Raw genomic sequence first — 17998 nt, 5'->3', positions numbered from 1 at the left:
TCACGGTGGGCGGGGTTCGGCCATGTCGTGGCGACCTGACGCCGAGGTAATGACGCCGCATCGTTGCTGTGGTTAACATCACGTCAATGCGGCAAAGTTGCCGAAGCGTTATGGAGGTGCGCGACGTGCTGCCAGGTCAGGGATCGAACGGCAGGAAACTGCGCATCTGCGGCATCACCACCGCGTGGAACACCATCGGGGACGGGGAGTTCTTCTGCCCCGAGTGCGGCGGTGACCGCAACTACCGCCGCCGCACCGGCCGTCGCCGCTTCGCCGTGCTCGGAGTGCCGCTGGTGCCGCGCGGCGCGGCCGGGCCCGTCGTCGAATGCGCCGCCTGTCACGGCCACTTCGGCACCGACATCCTCGACCACCCCACCACCGTCCGCTTCTCCGCGATGCTCCGCGACGCCGTCCACACGGTGGCGCTCGCCGTCCTCGCCGCGGGCGGTACCTCCTCCCGTACGGTCCGGGAGACCGCCGTCGGCACGGTCAGGGCGGCCGGGATCGAGGACTGCACGGCGGAGCAGCTCACGGAGCTGGTGGAGGCGCTGGCCGCCGACACGGGGCGGTTCCTGATCGACCCCGGTCCCTGCGGGGCCGCGCTCGCCATCGAGCTGCACGAGGCGCTGGAGCCGCTGGCCCCGCACCTCGCCGCCGCCGGCCGGGAGTCGATCCTGCTCCAGGGCGCGCGCATCGCGCTGGCCGACGGGCCGTACAGCTCGGCGGAGCGCGACGTGCTCTCCACCGTCGGCGGCGCGTTGCAGCTGTGCGCCGACGACACGGCCCGGCTGCTCGAATCGGCCCGTACGCCGTCGCCCTGAGCCGTCTTCCTGGGATGCGCCCCGGGGCCCGCCTCCCGGCGCCCCCGGCCACCCACGGTGCACTTCGTCCGCGTACTCCCGCGGGAGTAACCACGCGCCCCGGTCACCCGGGGCAGTAACACCCATCTCGCCCTCACGCGCGACGACTCCGGCCGCTCCCGCCGCGAGGCTGAAAGCGGACTCTGACAGCCGCGCAGAAGGGGGGCCGCGATGGGGCCCGATATCAAACGCCGACGTCTGCTGCCCTGGGCGGTGGTCGGACTGTGGGTGGTCGTGATCGCCGTGGCCGCCATGTTCGCAGGGAAGCTCAGCGACGTGTCGCGCGACGAAGCCGTCGACTACCTCCCGGCGAGCGCCGACTCCACCCATGTGGAGAAGGTCCGCCAGGAGCTGCCCGGCGGTGAGACGACCGATCTGATCGTCGTCTACCACCGCGACGGCGGACTCACCGCCGCCGACCGGACGACCGCCGGGGAGCAACTGGCACGGGTCGCGGCCGAGCAGAAGCTCACCGCCCCGCCCAAGGGCATCCCGTCCGAGGACGGCACCCTCCTGATGTACCCGATCGCCAGTGCCGTGCCCGACGAGCCGGGCATCGACAAGGAGGCCGTGCAGATCGCCTTCGTCGAGGACGTACGGGCCCTCACCACGGAGGGCGGCGGGAGCGGCGCGGGCGGCGGCGGCAGCGGACTCGACATCGAGGTCGCCGGAGCCGGCGCCGTCCAGTCGGACATGGAGGCCGTCTTCGAGTCCATCGACGGCACCCTGATGATGGCGACCGTGCTGGTCGTCGCCGTCCTGCTGATCATCACCTACCGCAGCCCGTTCCTGTGGATCGTGCCGCTGTTCGTCGTCGGCGCCGCCGCCGTCAGCTCCATGGCGGTCGTCTACGGCCTGGTGCAGGCCTTCGACACCGTCGTGAGCAGCCAGAGTTCGGCGATCATGACGGTGCTCGTGTTCGGCGCGGGCACCGACTATGCGCTCCTGCTGGTCGCCCGCTACCGGGAGGAGCTGCGCCGCGTCCCGGCGCCGTACGAGGCCATGCGCATCGCCCTGCGCAGCTGCGGTCCCGCCGTCCTCGCCTCCTCCGGCACCGTCGCCGCCGGTCTGCTGTGCCTCATGGCCGCCGACCTCAACAGCAGCAGCGGCATGGGGCCCATCGCCGCCATCGGCGTCGTGTGCGCGCTCGTCGCGATGCTCACGCTGCTCCCCGCCATCCTGGTCCTGCTCGGCCGCCGCGTCTTCTGGCCGCTGATCCCCGCCTACGGCAGTGAGGGCAAGCAGCGCCGTTCCTTCTTCGCCGCCATGGGCACCTCGGCCGCGCGCAAGCCGGTCGCCGTGCTCGCCACCGGTCTCGTGGTGCTCGGCGCCCTCGCCCTCGGCGTGCTGAACCTTCCCGGCGCGCTCAAGCAGGAGGACGGCTTCATCGACAGGCCCGAGTCGGTCGTCGGCATGGCACGTCTGGCCGACGCCTTCCCCGAGCAGAGCGCGCAGCCCATCAGCATCATGGCGCCGGACGACAAGGCCGGCGCGGCGCTCGACACCGCCCGCTCCGTCTCCGGGGTCGCCGAGGCCGAACGGGGCCGCAGCGGCGGCGGCTGGACCGAGATCACCGTCTTCGCGAAGGACGCGCCCGAGTCGGCGGGGGAGACCGCCACCATCGAACGGCTGCGGTCCACCCTCGACGACGAAACGTACGTCGGCGGGCCCAGCGCCCAGCAGATCGACCTCGCCGACACCAACGCCAGGGACCGGCTCTACGTCATCCCCCTCGTCGTCGTCGCCGTCCTGCTGATCCTGATCGCCCTGCTGCGCAGCCTCGTCGCCCCCCTGATGCTGGTGTTCGCCGTCGTGGTCGTCTGGGGCGCGTCCATGGGCATCGGCGGACTGGTCTTCGAGCCACTGCTCGGCTTCGCCGGGATGGACCCGGGGCTGGCGCTGCTCTCGTTCGTCTTCCTGGTCGCCCTCGGCGTCGACTACGGCATCTTCCTGATGCACCGGATGCGGGAGGAGGCACTGAAGGGCGCGGAGCCCGAGGTGGCCGCGCTGACCGCGCTGCGCACCACGGGCGGCGTGATCGCCTCGGCCGGTGTCGTACTCGCCGCGACATTCGGCGTCCTGGCCAGCCTGCCGCTGGTGATGCTCGTCGAGATGGGTCTCCTCGTGGCCGTGGGAGTCCTGCTGGACACCTTCCTGGTCCGTACGTATCTGGTGACGAGCGCGAGCGTGCTGCTCGGCCGCAAGGTCTGGTGGCCGGGAGCGCTGTCCAGGCAGCCGGCCGCGCCACGGTCCGGCGGCGCACAGGGCGGACCGGGCGACCAGGACGGCCCCGGCGACCGCGAGCGGGAACCGGTCGGCACCGGAGCCTGAACGACCGCGCGCGTCCGGTGCGTCACGGCCTTCGGCGACGGGGGCCGCGACGCACCGGACGACTTCGTGCGGGGCCATACCGTGCCGCGGCGCGACGAGAGAGGATGGAGCCGTGTCAGACACTCCGAGTAGAGGACCCCGCACCGAACGTGTCTTCGCGGTGCTCAACCGCGACCCGCTGGAGGCACCGCACCAACTGCGCAAGGACCTCGTGGTCACCGGAGTCGTCGGTGTGCTGGGTCTCCTGCTCGCCCTGACGGTGCCCGGCGACGGCAACTCCCTCGACGCCCCCGGCTGGGCGATGTTCGCCGCCGTCACCACGTCTCTGGTCTGGCGGCGGCGCCACCCGGTGCCCGTCCTGCTGGTGATGGTCGTCCTCGTCGGCACCTACCACGCGCTGGACTACTCGCACGCGGCCACCACCCCGGCCACGATGGTCGCCCTCTACACCGTCGCCGTCACCGGTCCGCCGATGCGCGCCGCGCTGCTCGGTGTCGGCACCGTCGGCATCACGCTCACGGTGATGTTCCTCCTCAACACCGACCGCGGACTGGAGATGCTCCGCACGTCCGGCTGGATCATCGCGGTCGTCGTCATCGGCATGGACGTACGCGTCTACCGCAAGTACATCGCGGCGATGGTGGAACGCGCGGAACGCGCCGAGCGCACCCGTGAGGAGGAGGCGGCCCGGCGCGTCGCCGAGGAACGCCTGCGGATCGCCCGGGACCTGCACGACCTGCTGGCCCACAGCATCACGCTGATCGGCGTCCAGACGTCGGTGGCCTCGCACGTGCTGACCGTCGCCCCCGACCGGCTGGACCGGGCCGCGATCTCCCAGGCGCTCGACGGCATCGCGGACACCTGCCGGGGCGCCCGCTCCGAACTGCGCACCACGCTGGAGGTGCTGCGCGCCGCCGGGAGCGCCGAGGGCGAGGAGGGGACCTGGGGCGGCGCCCTGCCCGACCTGTCCGCGCTGCCCGGTCTCGTGGAGGCCGCGCGGACGGCGGGCGCGGAGACCCTCCTCACGGTACGGACGGAGGGCGTACGCGTCCCGCCGGTGGCCGAGGCCGCCGCGTACCGGATCGTGCAGGAATCGCTCACCAACGCCGTACGGCACGCGGGCCCCGCCCCACGGGTCCGGGTGCGCGTGGAGACGCGGGCCGGGGCGCTGCACGTCACCGTGACCGACAACGGGGGCGCGCCCGGCGGCAAGGGGGCGCCCGCCGACCCCGGCTACGGCATCGTCGGCATGCGGGAGCGGGCCCGCAGCGTCGGGGGCACGCTCGACGCCGGACCGTTCGACGACGGCTTCCGGGTGGCGGCGGTCCTGCCCCTGCGCGAGCACGCCGACCCGGCGGACGGTGACCCGGCGGACGGGGAGCGGACGGGCGGCCGGCAGGCGCTCGGCCACCCGGCCGGTCCCGACGGCCGGCGGGAGTCGGTCGTATGATCCGCGTCCTGCTCGCCGACGACCAGCGCCTCGTCAGGGCGGCCTTCGCGATGCTCGTCGAGTCCGCCGACGACATGGAGGTCGTGGGCCAGGCCGGCACCGGCCGTGAGGCCGTCGAACTGGCCCGCTCCGCACGGGCCGACCTCGTCGTCATGGACATCCGGATGCCCGAGATGGACGGAATCGAGGCGACCCGGCTGATCGCCGCCGACGAGGACCTCGCGGGCGTCAAGGTGCTGGTTCTCACCACGTACGACACCGACGACCACGTCGTGGAGGCGCTGCGCGCCGGAGCGTCCGGCTTCCTCGTGAAGGACACCAGACCGGCCGAACTCCTCACCGCCATCAGGACGGTGGCGGCCGGCGACTCCCTGCTCTCCCCGGGCCCCACCGCCCGCCTGATCGCCCGCGTGCTGAGCGCGCGCAGCGTCCCGGACACCTCGCCGGCCCGCGGCCCCGACTGCCTCTCGGTCCGCGAACGGCAGGTGCTCGCCCTCGTCGCGCGCGGCCTGACCAACACCGAGATCGCGGAGTCCCTCGGCCTCAGTCCGCTGACCGCCAAGACACATGTGAGCCGCATCATGGGCAAACTGGACGCGCGGGACCGGGCGCAACTCGTGATCATCGCCTACGAGTCGGGGCTGGTGACCCCCGGTGACCTCAGGGTCACGGCGCCCGACGGGGGCTGACCGGCCCCGTCGCGAAATCCGGGGCGGCAGCCATCCGCACCCGCCAGGTGCGGGAGAATGGCCCCCATGAGCCTGTTCCGCGACGACGGCATCGTGCTGCGCACCCAGAAGCTGGGTGAGGCGGACCGCATCATCACGTTCCTCACCCGGGGCCACGGCCGCGTCCGGGCCGTCGCACGCGGAGTCCGCCGTACGAAGTCGAAGTTCGGCGCCAGGCTGGAGCCGTTCTCCCATGTCGACGTGCAGTTCTTCTCACGCGGCAGTGAACTCGTCGGGCGCGGACTGCCGCTCTGTACGCAGAGCGAGACCATCGCCCCGTACGGCGGCGCCATCGTCACCGACTACCCCCGCTACACCGCCGGTACGGCCATGCTGGAGACCGCCGAGCGGTTCACCGACCACGAGGGCGAGCCCGCCGTCCAGCAGTATCTGCTCCTCGTCGGCGGACTGCGCACGCTCTCGCGGGGCGAGCACGCCCCGCATCTGATCCTCGACGCCTTCCTGCTGCGCTCCCTCGCGGTGAACGGGTACGCGCCGAGCTTCGACGACTGCGCGAAGTGCGGGCTCGACGGGCCGAACCGCTTCTTCTCCGTCGCGGCCGGGGGCGTCATATGCGCCGACTGCCGGGTGCCGGGCAGCGTCGTACCGTCGTCGGAGGCGGTCGGTCTCCTCAGCGCGCTGCTGACCGGGGACTGGGGGACGGCGGACGCGTGCGAGGCTCGTCATGTCCGGGAGGGCAGCGGGCTGGTGTCCGCGTATCTGCACTGGCATCTGGAGCGCGGTCTGCGCTCACTCAGATATGTAGAGAAGAATTAGGAGACACGAGCGCATGGCACGACGCGGAATCCTGGGACGGCCCCGCCGCGAGTACAAGGTCCCCGAGCCGCACCCCTCCGGTGCGGTGCCGCCGAAGATCCCCGGCGAGCTGGTGCCCAAGCACGTCGCGTGCGTCATGGACGGCAACGGCCGCTGGGCCAAGGAGCGCGGTCTGCCGCGCACCGAGGGCCACAAGGTCGGCGAGGGCGTCGTGCTGGACGTGCTCAAGGGCTGTCTGGAGATGGGCGTCAAGAACCTCTCCCTGTACGCCTTCTCCACCGAGAACTGGAAGCGCACGCCCGACGAGGTGCGCTTCCTGATGAACTTCAACCGCGATGTCATCCGGCGCCGCCGTGACGAGATGAACGAACTCGGCATCCGGATCCGCTGGGTCGGCCGGATGCCCAAGATGTGGAAGTCGGTCGTCCAGGAGCTCCAGGTCGCGCAGGAGCAGACCGTCGACAACGACGCCATGACGCTCTACTTCTGTGTCAACTACGGTGGCCGCGCGGAGATCGCGGACGCGGCGCGGGCGCTCGCCGAGGACGTCGCGTCGGGGAAGCTCGACCCGTCGAAGGTCAACGAGAAGACCTTCGCCAAGTACCTGTACTACCCGGACATGCCGGACGTGGATCTCTTCCTGCGGCCGAGCGGTGAGCAGCGGACGTCCAACTACCTGATCTGGCAGAGCAGTTACGCCGAGATGATCTTCCAGGACGTGCTCTGGCCGGACTTCGACCGGCGGGATCTGTGGCGGGCCTGCCTGGAGTACGCGCACCGGGACCGCCGTTTCGGCGGGGCGCTGCCCAACCAGTCCGACACGTCGGGCGAGAAGAACCACGAGGGCGAGGGCGAGTAGGGCCTTGCCTCCGGGGGGCGGGGGCGGGGCTTCGCACGCACGGCCCGCGCCCGCCGGTCCCGCGCCGTCACCGCCCCGTCGGATCCTGACCGGCCGAGGGACCCGCGCCCGCGCCGGGGCGTGCACCGGGGCCGTTCCCCGACGCGCACTCCGCGCAGGTGCCGAAGACCTCCACCGTGTGGGCCACCGCCACGAAGCCGTGCTCGGCCGCGATCGTCTCGGCCCACTGCTCCACGGCCGGGCCCTCGACCTCGACGGCCTTCCCGCACACCCGGCACACCAGATGGTGGTGGTGATCATCGGTCGAGCAGCGCCGGTAGACGGACTCCCCGTCGTTCGTGCGCAGCACGTCGACGTCGCCCGCGTCGGCCAGCGACTGGAGCGTGCGGTAGACCGTCGTCAGCCCCACCGAGTCGCCCCGGTGCTTCAGCATGTCGTGAAGCTCCTGCGCGCTGCGGAACTCGTCCACCTCGTTCAGCGCGGCGGCCACCGCGGCACGCTGCCGGGTCGATCGGCCGCGTACCGGGGCGGTGCTCGCCCCACCGCCAGGCGCTGTCGTCACGGGTGCCTCCCATACTCTGCCCGGAATCGCTCGTCTGCCGGGCCATTCTGCCAGCTCGTGTCAGACCGTGGCCTCGTCCGACGGTCCGCGCATGGCGGGAACGGCGGGAACGTCCGCCGTGTCCTCGGCGCGTTCGTCCCCGGCCCGCCCCGACGCCCGTGCCCGCCGTCTCGCGAGCGGTGTCGCGAGCACCGTCAGGACGAGGAAGACGCCGATGGCCAGCAACACAATTGTCGCTCCGGGCGGTACGTCCTGGTAGTACGAGGTGACCGTGCCGGCCAGCGTGACCGCCGTACCGATCACCACCGCCAGGACGAAGGTGACGGCGAAGGACCGGGTGATCTGCTGCGCCGCCGCGACGGGCACCACCATCAGCGCGCTGACCAGGAGCAGGCCCACGACCCGCATCGCCACGGTGACGGTCACGGCGGCCGTGACGGCGACGAGCAGGTTGAGGGCGCGCACCGGCAGCCCGGTGACCCGCGCGAACTCCTCGTCCTGGCTGACGGCGAACAGCTGCCGCCGCAGCCCCACGGTGACCAGCACCACCAGGGCCGCCAGGATCCAGATCGCGTCCAGATCGGCCTCGGAGACCGTGGCGAGCGAGCCGAAGAGGTACGAGCTGAGGTTGGCGTTGGAGCCGGTCGGCGAGAGGTTGATCAGCAGCACACCGCCCGCCATACCGCCGTAGAAGAGCATGGCCAGCGCGATGTCGCCGCGGGTGCGGCCGTACGCCCGGATCAGCTCCATCGCGATGGAGCCGGTGATCGCCACGAGCGTCGCCATCCACACGGGGCTGGTGGAGAGCAGGAAGCCCAGACCGACACCGGTCATGGCGACGTGGCCGATGCCGTCGCCCATCAGCGCCTGGCGCCGCTGGACGAGATAGATGCCGACGGCGGGCGCGATGACGCCGACCAGCACGGCCGCGATCAGGGCCCGCTGCATGAGGGCGGTCTCGAGGATTTCCATGATCAGGTCAGCAGTCCTGTACGGAGCGGCTCGCCGGCCGCGTGCGGATGACAGCCCTGATTGGTCAGGGGCTCGGGGGTGTGGCCGGTCGGCGCGTGCTGCCCCGGGACGGTCGCCGGCGGCGGCCCGTCGTGCGTCACAAGGCCGTCGCGCAGCACCACCGCGCGGTCGATCAGCGGCTCCAGCGGACCCAGTTCGTGCAGGACGAGCAGTACGGTCGCCCCGGCCGCCACCTGCTCACGCAGCGTGGCCGCCAGTATCTCCTGGCTGGCCAGGTCGACGCCCGCCATCGGCTCGTCCATGATCAGCAGTTCGGGTTCGGCGGCCAGGGCGCGCGCGATGAGCACCCGCTGGTGCTGACCACCGGAGAGGGCTTCGACCGAGTCCTTGGCGCGGTCCGTGAGACCCACCAGCTCGATGGCGCGGCGAACGGCCGCCCGGTCGGCCCTGGAGGGCCACCTCAGCAGCCCGGAGCGGGAGAGCCGCCCCGAGGACACGACCTCGCGGACGGTCGCGGGCACGCCGCCGGCGGCCGTGGTGCGCTGCGGCACGTAGCCGACGCGCGCCCAGTCGCGGAAACGCCGCAGCGGGGTGCCGAACAGGGTCACCTCGCCGCCGGTGAGCGGGACTTGGCCGATCACGGAGCGTACGGCGGTGGACTTGCCCGAGCCGTTGGCACCGAGCAGCGCGACGACCTCACCGCGCCGCAGGGTGAGGTCGATGCCGCGCAGTACGGGGCGGGAGCCGAGCGTGGCGGTGGCGCCGCGCAGCGACAGGACGGTGGTGTCGGGCGCGGGCGCGGGGGCGTCCCGCTCGGCCGCCTCTGTCCGCCCGGTGTGTGTCGTCGCCACGTTCCGTACCTCCGTTGCCGCTGTCGCCCGGTTCACTTCGCGCCGAGGGCCTTCTCCAGCGCGGCGAGGTTGGACTCCATGACCTCGACGTAGTCAGCGCCCTTGGACTTCTTCGTGATTCCCTCCAGGGGGTCCAGGACGTCCGTCTTCAGGCCGCTGTCGGCGGCGACCGTCTTCGCGGTCCTGTCGCTGACCAGTGTCTCGAAGAAGACCGTGCCGACCTTGTCCTGGGTCGCGACGGACCGCAGTTCCTTGATCCGCGCCGGGCTGGGCTCGGACTCGGGGGAGAGGCCGGAGATGGACTCCTGCTTGAGACCGTAGCGCTCGGCGAGATAGCCGAAGGCCGAGTGGGTGGTGATGAAGGTCTTGGTGGAGGTGTCGGCGAGGCCCTTTTCGAACGCGGTGTCGAGGGTGGTGAGCCGCTCGACCAGCGCGGTGGTGTTCTTCCGGTACGCGTCGGCGTTGTCCGGGTCCGCCTTCTCCAGCGAGGCTCCGACGCCCTTGGCGACCTCGGCGTACTTCACCGGGTCGAGCCAGATGTGCGGGTCGGTGCCTGCCTCGCCCTCGTGGGCGTGCTCCTCCTCCGCGTGCTCGTCCTCGCCGTGCTCCTCGCCGGAGTGTTCCTCACCGGCGTGCTCGTCGCCGTGGGAGTGGCCGACCTCCGAGCCGTGCTTCTCCAGCGTGGTGAGGGTCGCGGCGTCGACGGTGTTCTTCACACCCGCGGCGGTGACGGCCTCGTCGACGGCGGGCTGGAGGCCCTTGAGGTAGAGGATGTAGTCGGCCTCGCCGAGCTGGGCGGCCTGCCGGGTCCCCAGCTCCAGATCGTGCGGCTCGACGCCCGGCTTGGTGAGCGTGGAGACGTCGACGTGTGTTCCGCCTATCTCCTCGGCCAGGTACTGCATGGGGTAGAACGACGCGATCACCGCGAGCCTGCCGTCGCCCTTGCCGCCCGCACCGCCCCCACCGTCGGCCGCGTCGGACGGGGAGCACGCGGACAGCGCGACCAGGCCGAGGGCGGCGGATCCGGCGAGTGCGGCGGTGGGTATCAGGCGTCGTACGTTCATGACAGTCATTTTCAACAAAAGTGGAAACGATTGTCAACAAGGGGTGGTGAGGGCCACCGCGGGACACCGATTTGATACAGGGGGTGCGCCCGCCGCTAATCTGAAGCATTCGCCGTTCGTCGTCGTAATGAAGAGAGCACCGTGGCCGCCGACAAGATCGACAGCATCGTCAACCTGAGCAAGCGCCGTGGCTTCGTCTACCCGTGCAGCGAGATCTACGGCGGACAGCGTGCCGCCTGGGACTACGGGCCGCTCGGGGTCGAGCTGAAGGAGAACATCAAGCGCCAGTGGTGGCGTTACATGGTCACTTCGCGCGAGGACGTTGTCGGTCTCGACTCGTCGGTGATCCTGGCCTCCGAGGTCTGGGAGGCCTCGGGTCACGTCGCCACGTTCACCGACCCGCTCACCGAGTGCACCTCCTGCCACAAGCGTTACCGCGCCGACCACTTGGAGGAGGCGTACGAGGAGAAGCACGGCAAGCCGCCGGTCAACGGGCTCAAGGACCTCAACTGCCCCAACTGTGGCAACAAGGGCACCTTCACCGAGCCCAAGTCGTTCTCCGGGCTCCTGTCCACCCACCTCGGCCCGACGCAGGACTCCGGCTCCGTCGCGTACCTGCGCCCCGAGACCGCCCAGGGCATCTTCACCAACTTCGCCCAGGTGCAGCAGACGTCGCGCAAGAAGCCCCCGTTCGGCATCGCGCAGATGGGTAAGTCCTTCCGCAACGAGATCACGCCCGGCAACTTCATCTTCCGCACGCGCGAGTTCGAGCAGATGGAGATGGAGTTCTTCGTCAAGCCCGGCGAGGACGAGACGTGGCAGGAGTACTGGATGGAGCAGCGCTGGAACTGGTACCGGGACCTGGGCCTGCGCGAGGAGAACATGCGCTGGTTCGAGCACCCGAAGGAGAAGCTCTCCCACTACTCCAAGCGCACCGCCGACATCGAGTACCGCTTCAGCTTCGGCGGCTCGGAGTGGGGCGAGCTCGAAGGCGTCGCGAACCGCACGGACTTCGACCTCACCGCGCACTCCAAGGCGTCGGGCCACGACCTGTCGTACTTCGACCAGGAGGCCGGTGAGCGCTGGACGCCGTACGTCATCGAGCCCGCCGCCGGTGTCGGCCGCGCGATGCTGGCCTTCCTCCTCGACGCGTACAACGAGGACGAGGCGCCGAACGCGAAGGGCGTGCTGGAGAAGCGCACGGTGATGCGGCTCGACCCGCGTCTGGCGCCGGTCAAGGTCGCGGTGCTGCCGCTGTCGCGCAACCCGCAGCTCTCGCCGAAGGCGAAGGGGCTCTCGGCGGACCTGCGGAAGAACTGGAACATCGAGTTCGACGACGCGGGCGCGATCGGCCGGCGTTACCGCCGGCAGGACGAGATCGGTACGCCGTTCTGCGTCACGGTCGACTTCGACACCCTCGACGACGACGCGGTGACGGTGCGCGAGCGCGACACGATGAAGCAGGAGCGTGTCTCGCTGAGCCAGATCCAGGGCTACCTCGGCGAGCGGCTCCTCGGCTGCTGATGAGGTCGCCGGCCGCGGTCACCGATCGCTGCCGCTGATTACGGTCGTGGCTCGAAGCCCCCGGTTCCGTGACGGAGCCGGGGGCTTCGTCGCACACTGCTGACTGGCCGCATCCGTCAACAGGAGGCACTCATGCCGCCCACGACCAGCAGCAAGGTAAGCCGATGGGACCAGCACGGCCGAGAACATGTCGTCCATGTCCAGAAGGCCGGTATGCAGCGGGCGTTGACCTGCGACACCTGCGGCTGGAGCAAGAACGCGCAGTTCCTGCCCTGGCTCAAGGCGGAGGAACACCTCACCGAGGCGCACCAGGCGACGGTCGATCCGACGGTGCCGGGCAGCGGCTGAGACCGGCCGCGGGGCCCGCGAAAATGAGGTGACGGGCGCCACCCGCCCGGTGGTAGCGTCTTGGGCATGTTCTTCCAGATCTACGAGTGAGAGCGCGGCGGTCACGGCCCGCCTCTCACCCCACGAATCCGCAGATCACTTCGCCTTCACCAATTCGGGAGAACCCGTGGCAAAAAGCCGTAACAACCTTCTCGGAGTGGGCGGACAGCGCAAGAAGCTGTCCCGTGCCGACCAGCAGGGCAACGGCCCCGGCCGGAACGCCGACCGCAAGGTCGCCGAGGACAAGAAGCAGGAACTGCTGCGCAAGATGCGCGAGCGCGCGACCGGTACGGAGTCCGGGGAAGGCACCGCGGACGCGGCGGACACCACCGACGCCGACGGCGCGGCCGACGTGACCGACGGGCCCGCCGCCCGGTCCTGACACACCGCTTCAGCGCGACGGCGGCCCGGACCACCTCGGTGGTCCGGGCCGTCGTCGCGTGGTCCCTCAGCCGGGCCGGGAGCGCAGCGCGGTCCGTCCGCCCGGCGACTGGTGCGGTTCGGGAGGGGACGTCGGCAGATCCCGGGTGCGCCCGATCGGCGAGAAGAGCAGGATCAACGCGGCCAGCGGCACCCCGGCGGTGGTGATCCACATCGCCGTACGGATCCCGAGCGCCGTACCGAGCGCGCCGCCCAGCAGGGCGCCGAGCGGGATCGTGCCGTAGTTGAGGAAGGCCGTGCTCGCCGTGAGGCGGCCGAGCAACTCCGGCGGGCAGTAGCGCTGTTGGAAGCTCGCCTTGATCACATTGCCCGCCACCACGCCGGCGGCGACACAGAATCCGCCCGCGACGTAGAACAGCACCCCGGCGCCGCCCACGGTCAGCGGGATGAGCAGCGCGAACACCGCCAGGCCCAGTTCGAAGACCAGCGTCGCGCGCGCCGTGCCCGTCCGCGCCGCGACCCGGCGGGCCAGGAAAGCCCCCGCCACGCCGCCGGTGCCGGCCGCGGCGACCAGCCCGCCGACCGGTCCGGGGTCCAGGCCGACGGTCCGCACCAGGAAGACGACGAGGATCGACTGGTACCCCATCAGCGCCAGGTTGGACGCGGCGCCGAAGAGCGTCAGCGTACGGAGCCAGGGGTCCCCGGCGACCAGGCGCAGGCCCTCGCCGACCTCGGTGGCCAGCGCGCCGCGCCGGCGCGGGACGCGCGGGACGCGCGGCTCGCGGTGCCGGATGCGCGACAGGCATACGAGCGAGACGAGGAAGGTCGCCGCGTTGGCGAACATCCCGTTGACCGCGCCCGCCATTTGCGCGATCAGTCCGCCCGATCCGAGCCCGGCGATCTGTGCGGCGGACGCGCTGCCGTGCAGTTTGGCGTTGCCCTCGGGCTGGTCCTCGGGGGCCAGGACGGCGGGCAGGTAGGCGGTGTACGCGGTCTGGAAGAACACGGCGGCCGTGCCCGTCAGCAGCGCCACACCCACCAGCAGACCGACGCTCAGCAGCCCCGCCCACGCGGCGAGGGGGACGGCGGCGAACAGCACCAGCGAGACCGCCGCGGCGGCCAGCATGATCGGTCTGCGCCGGGTCCGGTCCACCCAGACACCGACCGGCAGGCCGATGACCAGCCAGGGCGCCCAGGTCGCCGCGGTCAGCACGCCGACCTCGAACGTGTCCGCGTGCAGGGTGGAGACGGCGATCAGCGGCATCGCGACCCCGGTGACCGAGGTGCCGAACTTGCCCGCCGTCTCGCCGAGCCACAGCAGCCGGAAGTCGCGGTGACGGCGCAGCAGCCCGCCGGATATCGCGCCCGTCCCGCGCTTCACCGGGTGTCGCCCCCGCTCCCGCGCGCCTTGCGGGGGAAGGACTGGAGCTGTACGACGACGGGCAGGGCCGCGGGGTCCGGGGCCGAATCGGGGCCGGGTGTGTGGCGGGCGACGACCGCCATCAACTCCGCGTTGAGGGCGCCCAGTTGCTCCGGAGTCAGCCGGAGGTCGTGCCAGTCCGAGACCGTACCGGCGTCGCGCCACCGGTCGTCCCAGTCCTCGTTCAGATAGTCCGTGACCCGGCTGAAGTACTGGCCCACCAGCTCGTGCAGGTAGACGGACAGGGCACCTCGCGTACGCGGATCGTCACGGAAGTCGGCGGTGTTCAGCTCGTTCGGGACGCCGGTCCTGCGCCACCAGCGCTCGCGCCTGGTGCCGCGTCCGGTCTCCTCCTCGATGAAGCCGTGCTCGGCGAGATGGCGCAGATGCCAGCTGACGGTGCCGGTGTTCTCGCCGAGGCGCTCGGCGAGGCCGGTGGCGGTGGCGGGCCCGTCGAGGCTGATCGCTTCGAGGATGTTCATGCGCAGGGGGTGGGCGAGTCCGCGCAGACTGCGGGCGTCGATACGGCGGGTGGGCCGCGTGACCGGCTGCGGCGGGGGCTCGGGTTCGTCGGGCATGACGGCATCGTAGGGTGCAGAGAGTTCTCTGCATAGACTCCTCTGCATAGGAGCCTCTGCAACATGAGTGTCTCCGCGCGGGTCCGCCCAGGGCGGGTGTCCGTGCCTGGGTGGACCCGGACAGGTGTGCCTGCACGGGTCCCCCGCACGGACGTCTGTGCGCGGGTGTGCTCGCACGGTCTCCCGGGGACGGGTGTATCCCAGGGCGGTTGTCCCTGCGCGGGTTGCTCCGGCACTGGTGTCTCCGCACGGGCCCCCAGGACGGGTGTCCGTGCCTGGGTGGACCGGACAGGTGTCCGTGACACGCCCCCCCCGCGACAGGTCGCCCGGTCCGGCCCGACCCGTCAGGCCGTCGATTCCGGCACCGACGCCGGCTCCAGCCGTGCCGCGTTGCGGCGCGCCGTACCCCGCGCCCACGGGCCGCTCGTCAGCGCGCCCACCACCAGCACACAGAGCCCGAGCCCGGTGATGATCCACCAGGCGGGCCGGCTCGCGGCGGCGAAGCCCGCCTCGTCGATGCCGCCCCGGTGCGTGGCCGCCGACGCCCCCGCCGCCAGTACCGCTCCGATCACCGCGACGCCCAGCGTCTGCCCGATCTGCCTGCTCGTCGACGCGACAGCGGCGGCCACCCCCGACTGCGCCAGCGGCATCCCGGACACCGCCGTGTTGGTGATCGGGGCGTTCACCAGGCCGAAGCCCGCGCCGAACAGTACGTATCCGGTGAACAGCAGCGCGGTGTGCGTCTCCGCCTCGAAGACCGCGAACAGCAGCCCGCTGGCCGCGATCGCCGTGCCCGCGAGCAGCAGCGGGAGCCGCGGCCCCCTCGTGCCCACGAGCCGCCCCGACAGCGGCGCGCAGACGAAGGCGAGCGCCGCCATCGGCAGGATGTAGAGACCGGCGTCCAGGGCGGAGAGGTCCCGCACGTTCTGGAGGAAGAGGGTGTTCATGAACAGGAAGCCGCCGAGGGCGCCGAACGCGCACACGGCGATGACCGTCGCCCCGCTGAACGGCGCGCTGCGGAAGAAGCGCGGATCGATCAGCGGCTCGGGGCGCCTCGGCTCGTACAGCACCAGCCCGGTCAGCGAGCAGACCGCGACCCCGGCGAATGAGAGGATCAGCGGCGACGTCCAGCCGGCGGCCGGAGCCTCGATGATCGCGTACGTGAGCGCGCCGAGGGTGGCCATGACCAGCAGCTGGCCCACGGGGTCGGGCCGGCGCGGCTTCGCGGCGCGCGACTCGGGAACGAACCGCCAGGTCAGCAGGAACGCCGTGAGCCCGACCGGCAGATTGATCAGGAAGATCGCGCGCCAGCCGACCGTCTCCACCAGCAGCCCGCCGATCAGTGGCCCGGCGGCCATCGAGATGCCGACCACCCCGCCCCAGACGCCGATCGCGCGGGCGCGCTCGCGGGGGTCGGTGAAGGTGTTGGTGATGATCGACATCGCGACCGGGTTGAGCATCGAGCCGCCGACGGCCTGCACCGCCCGGAACGCGACGAGCGATTCGAGATTCGGCGCGAGCGAGCACAGCAGTGACCCGAGCGTGAAGACCACGAGACCGGTCTTGAAGACGCGGCGCCGGCCGACGCGATCGGCCGTGGAGCCCGCCAGCATCAGCAGGGAGGCGATGACCAGGGTGTACGCGTCGATGGTCCACTGCATGCCCGCGAGGGTGGTGTGCAGCTCCTTCTGCATGGACGGCAGCGCCACGTTGAGCACCGTGTTGTCGAGACTGACGATCAGCAGGCTCATGCAGCAGGTCCCGAGAATCACCATCCGCCGGCGTGGACCGCACGGCGGCGTGGACTCTTTCGGCGGCTCCGGCGAGGACTCGTGCGGGGGAGCTGGCATGGGCCGATCGTAGGTCCGGCTCCCGGCGGCCCTCCCGCCGCCATGCGCGACAATGGGGGGATGACCGCTCCGCTCGCCCCCTCTCCGGCACCGCCCCGCACGCTCGCCGTGGGCCCGTACCCGGTGGCCCCGCCGGTGGTCCTCGCGCCGATGGCCGGGATCACCAACGCCCCGTTCCGGACGCTGTGCCGGGAGTTCTCGGGCGGCAAGGGGCTGTTCGTCAGCGAGATGATCACCACGCGGGCGCTGGTCGAGCGCAACGAGAAGACGATGCAGCTCATCCGTTTCGACGCGACCGAGACACCGCGCTCGATCCAGCTGTACGGGGTCGACCCGGTCACCGTCGGCAAGGCCGTCCGCATGATCGCGGACGAGGGCCTGGCCGACCACATCGACCTGAACTTCGGCTGCCCCGTCCCCAAGGTCACCCGCAAGGGCGGCGGCTCGGCCCTCCCGTACAAGCGGCCCCTGCTGCGCGCGATCCTGCACGAGGCTGTGTCGAACGCCGGGGACCTGCCGGTCACCATGAAGATGCGCAAGGGCATCGACGACGGTCATCTCACCTATCTGGACGCGGGCCGCATCGCGGTCGAGGAGGGCGTCACGGCGATCGCCCTGCACGGCAGAACGGCTGCCCAGCACTACGGCGGTACGGCCGACTGGGACGCCATCGCCCGCCTCAAGGAGCACGTCCCCGAGATCCCCGTCCTCGGCAACGGCGACATCTGGTCGGCGGACGACGCGCTGCGGATGGTCCGCGAGACCGGCTGCGACGGCGTGGTCGTGGGTCGCGGCTGCCTCGGCCGGCCGTGGATCTTCGGCGATCTGGTGGCCGCCTTCGAGGGCACGGGGGAGCTGGCCCGGCCCGCGCTGCGCGAGGTCGCCGGGGTCATGCGGCGCCACGCGGAGCTGCTGGGGGAGTGGATCGGCGACGAGGCGCGCGGGGTGATCGACTTCCGTAAGCACGTGGCCTGGTACCTGAAGGGCTTCTCGGTCGGTTCCGAGATGCGCAAGAAGCTCGCGATCACCTCGTCCCTGGCCGAACTGGATTCGCTGCTGGGCGAGTTGGACCTGGACCAGCCGTGGCCGGACGGGGCGGACGGACCGCGTGGCCGGACGTCGGGGAACAACCGGGTGGTCCTGCCGGACGGCTGGCTGAAGGACCCGTACGACTGCGCGGGCATCGGCGCCGAAGCGGAACTGGACACGTCCGGCGGCTGAGACCGGCGGGGTCCCGGGTGTGCTCCGGGGCCGGTCGATGGGCGTGATTCTCGCCACGTCTGATTGATCCTTCGCTCAGACGAGCGGTCACTGTGTGACTGCACTTCCGGAAAGGGTGGCACTGGGTGCCACCCTTTCCGGGTTCGAGAGGTGAACTCAGAAGTCGCAATACCCGCTCGGATG

Annotated in this window: 17 protein-coding genes; 10 read left to right on the top strand and 7 right to left on the bottom strand. The window is 71.3% G+C overall.

The features are described 5' to 3' along the window. The first annotated feature begins 125 nt into the window (after positions 1-125). From GXP76_RS09375 to GXP76_RS09350, 6 genes are all read left to right on the top strand, one after another. Positions 126-821, top strand: coding sequence for a TerB family tellurite resistance protein (locus GXP76_RS09375; RefSeq protein WP_242570975.1), 696 nt, complete (start codon positions 126-128; stop codon positions 819-821). A 210-nt stretch (positions 822-1031) separates the two neighbouring features. Beyond that, positions 1032-3191, top strand: coding sequence for an MMPL family transporter (locus tag GXP76_RS09370; RefSeq protein WP_242570974.1), 2160 nt, complete (start codon positions 1032-1034; stop codon positions 3189-3191). 112 nt (positions 3192-3303) lie between these two features. Further along, on the top strand, positions 3304-4641 hold the full coding sequence (locus GXP76_RS09365; RefSeq protein ID WP_242570973.1) for a sensor histidine kinase: 1338 nt from the start codon (positions 3304-3306) through the stop codon (positions 4639-4641). After that, positions 4638-5330 (top strand): response regulator transcription factor, encoded by a 693-nt coding sequence (locus tag GXP76_RS09360; protein ID WP_242570972.1) that lies wholly within the window; start codon positions 4638-4640, stop codon positions 5328-5330. Before GXP76_RS09365 ends, GXP76_RS09360 begins: the two co-directional genes overlap by 4 nt. A gap of 66 nt (positions 5331-5396) precedes the next feature. Continuing rightward, positions 5397-6146: a DNA repair protein RecO gene (recO, locus tag GXP76_RS09355; protein ID WP_147872972.1), complete on the top strand. Its 750-nt coding sequence runs from the start codon at positions 5397-5399 to the stop codon at positions 6144-6146. A 13-nt stretch (positions 6147-6159) separates the two neighbouring features. Beyond that, entirely contained in the window at positions 6160-7005 is an 846-nt protein-coding gene (locus GXP76_RS09350) for an isoprenyl transferase (protein WP_242570971.1), read from the top strand. Between the two features lie 67 nt (positions 7006-7072). Here the strand turns inward: GXP76_RS09350 and GXP76_RS09345 are convergent, their stop codons facing one another. From GXP76_RS09345 to GXP76_RS09330, 4 genes are all read right to left on the bottom strand, one after another. Continuing rightward, positions 7073-7567: a Fur family transcriptional regulator gene (locus GXP76_RS09345; RefSeq protein ID WP_242570970.1), complete on the bottom strand. Its 495-nt coding sequence runs from the start codon at positions 7565-7567 to the stop codon at positions 7073-7075. 60 nt (positions 7568-7627) lie between these two features. Beyond that, entirely contained in the window at positions 7628-8539 is a 912-nt protein-coding gene (locus GXP76_RS09340; RefSeq protein WP_242570969.1) for a metal ABC transporter permease, read from the bottom strand. 2 nt (positions 8540-8541) lie between these two features. Continuing rightward, a complete protein-coding gene (locus tag GXP76_RS09335) occupies positions 8542-9315 on the bottom strand; it encodes a metal ABC transporter ATP-binding protein (RefSeq protein ID WP_242570994.1) in 774 nt (257 codons plus the stop codon). 107 nt (positions 9316-9422) lie between these two features. Next, positions 9423-10454, bottom strand: a complete 1032-nt coding sequence (locus tag GXP76_RS09330) for a metal ABC transporter substrate-binding protein (protein WP_242570968.1) — start codon at positions 10452-10454, stop codon at positions 9423-9425. A 141-nt stretch (positions 10455-10595) separates the two neighbouring features. On the opposite strand from GXP76_RS09330, the gene GXP76_RS09325 reads away from it, so the two are divergent. From GXP76_RS09325 to GXP76_RS09315, 3 genes are all read left to right on the top strand, one after another. Continuing rightward, positions 10596-11978 (top strand): glycine--tRNA ligase, encoded by a 1383-nt coding sequence (locus GXP76_RS09325; protein WP_242570967.1) that lies wholly within the window; start codon positions 10596-10598, stop codon positions 11976-11978. A 132-nt stretch (positions 11979-12110) separates the two neighbouring features. Next, positions 12111-12326: a hypothetical protein gene (locus GXP76_RS09320; RefSeq protein WP_242570966.1), complete on the top strand. Its 216-nt coding sequence runs from the start codon at positions 12111-12113 to the stop codon at positions 12324-12326. A 166-nt stretch (positions 12327-12492) separates the two neighbouring features. Further along, positions 12493-12747 (top strand): DUF6243 family protein, encoded by a 255-nt coding sequence (locus tag GXP76_RS09315; protein ID WP_242570965.1) that lies wholly within the window; start codon positions 12493-12495, stop codon positions 12745-12747. Positions 12748-12813: 66 nt separating this feature from the next. On the opposite strand, the gene GXP76_RS09310 is transcribed toward GXP76_RS09315, so the two are convergent. The 3 genes from GXP76_RS09310 to GXP76_RS09300 all read right to left on the bottom strand — a co-directional run bounded on the left by GXP76_RS09310 (position 12814) and on the right by GXP76_RS09300 (position 16519). Beyond that, positions 12814-14127 (bottom strand): MFS transporter, encoded by a 1314-nt coding sequence (locus GXP76_RS09310; RefSeq protein WP_242570964.1) that lies wholly within the window; start codon positions 14125-14127, stop codon positions 12814-12816. Beyond that, the gene (locus tag GXP76_RS09305) at positions 14124-14744 is read right to left on the bottom strand and encodes a helix-turn-helix domain-containing protein (protein ID WP_242570963.1); all 621 of its coding nucleotides are present in this window, start codon (positions 14742-14744) and stop codon (positions 14124-14126) included. Before GXP76_RS09305 ends, GXP76_RS09310 begins: the two co-directional genes overlap by 4 nt. 344 nt (positions 14745-15088) lie before the next feature. Then, entirely contained in the window at positions 15089-16519 is a 1431-nt protein-coding gene (locus tag GXP76_RS09300) for an MFS transporter (RefSeq protein WP_242570993.1), read from the bottom strand. A gap of 117 nt (positions 16520-16636) precedes the next feature. Between GXP76_RS09300 and dusB the strand changes: the two genes are divergently transcribed. Continuing rightward, on the top strand, positions 16637-17815 hold the full coding sequence (dusB, locus tag GXP76_RS09295) for a tRNA dihydrouridine synthase DusB (protein WP_242570962.1): 1179 nt from the start codon (positions 16637-16639) through the stop codon (positions 17813-17815). Positions 17816-17998: the final 183 nt, after the last annotated feature.

It is taken from the genome of Streptomyces sp. NP-1717, from assembly GCF_022695985.1.
Lineage (GTDB): Bacteria > Actinomycetota > Actinomycetes > Streptomycetales > Streptomycetaceae > Streptomyces.
Note: the sequence above shows the minus strand (reverse complement) of the source record. Positions and strands in the feature narration are given on the sequence as shown.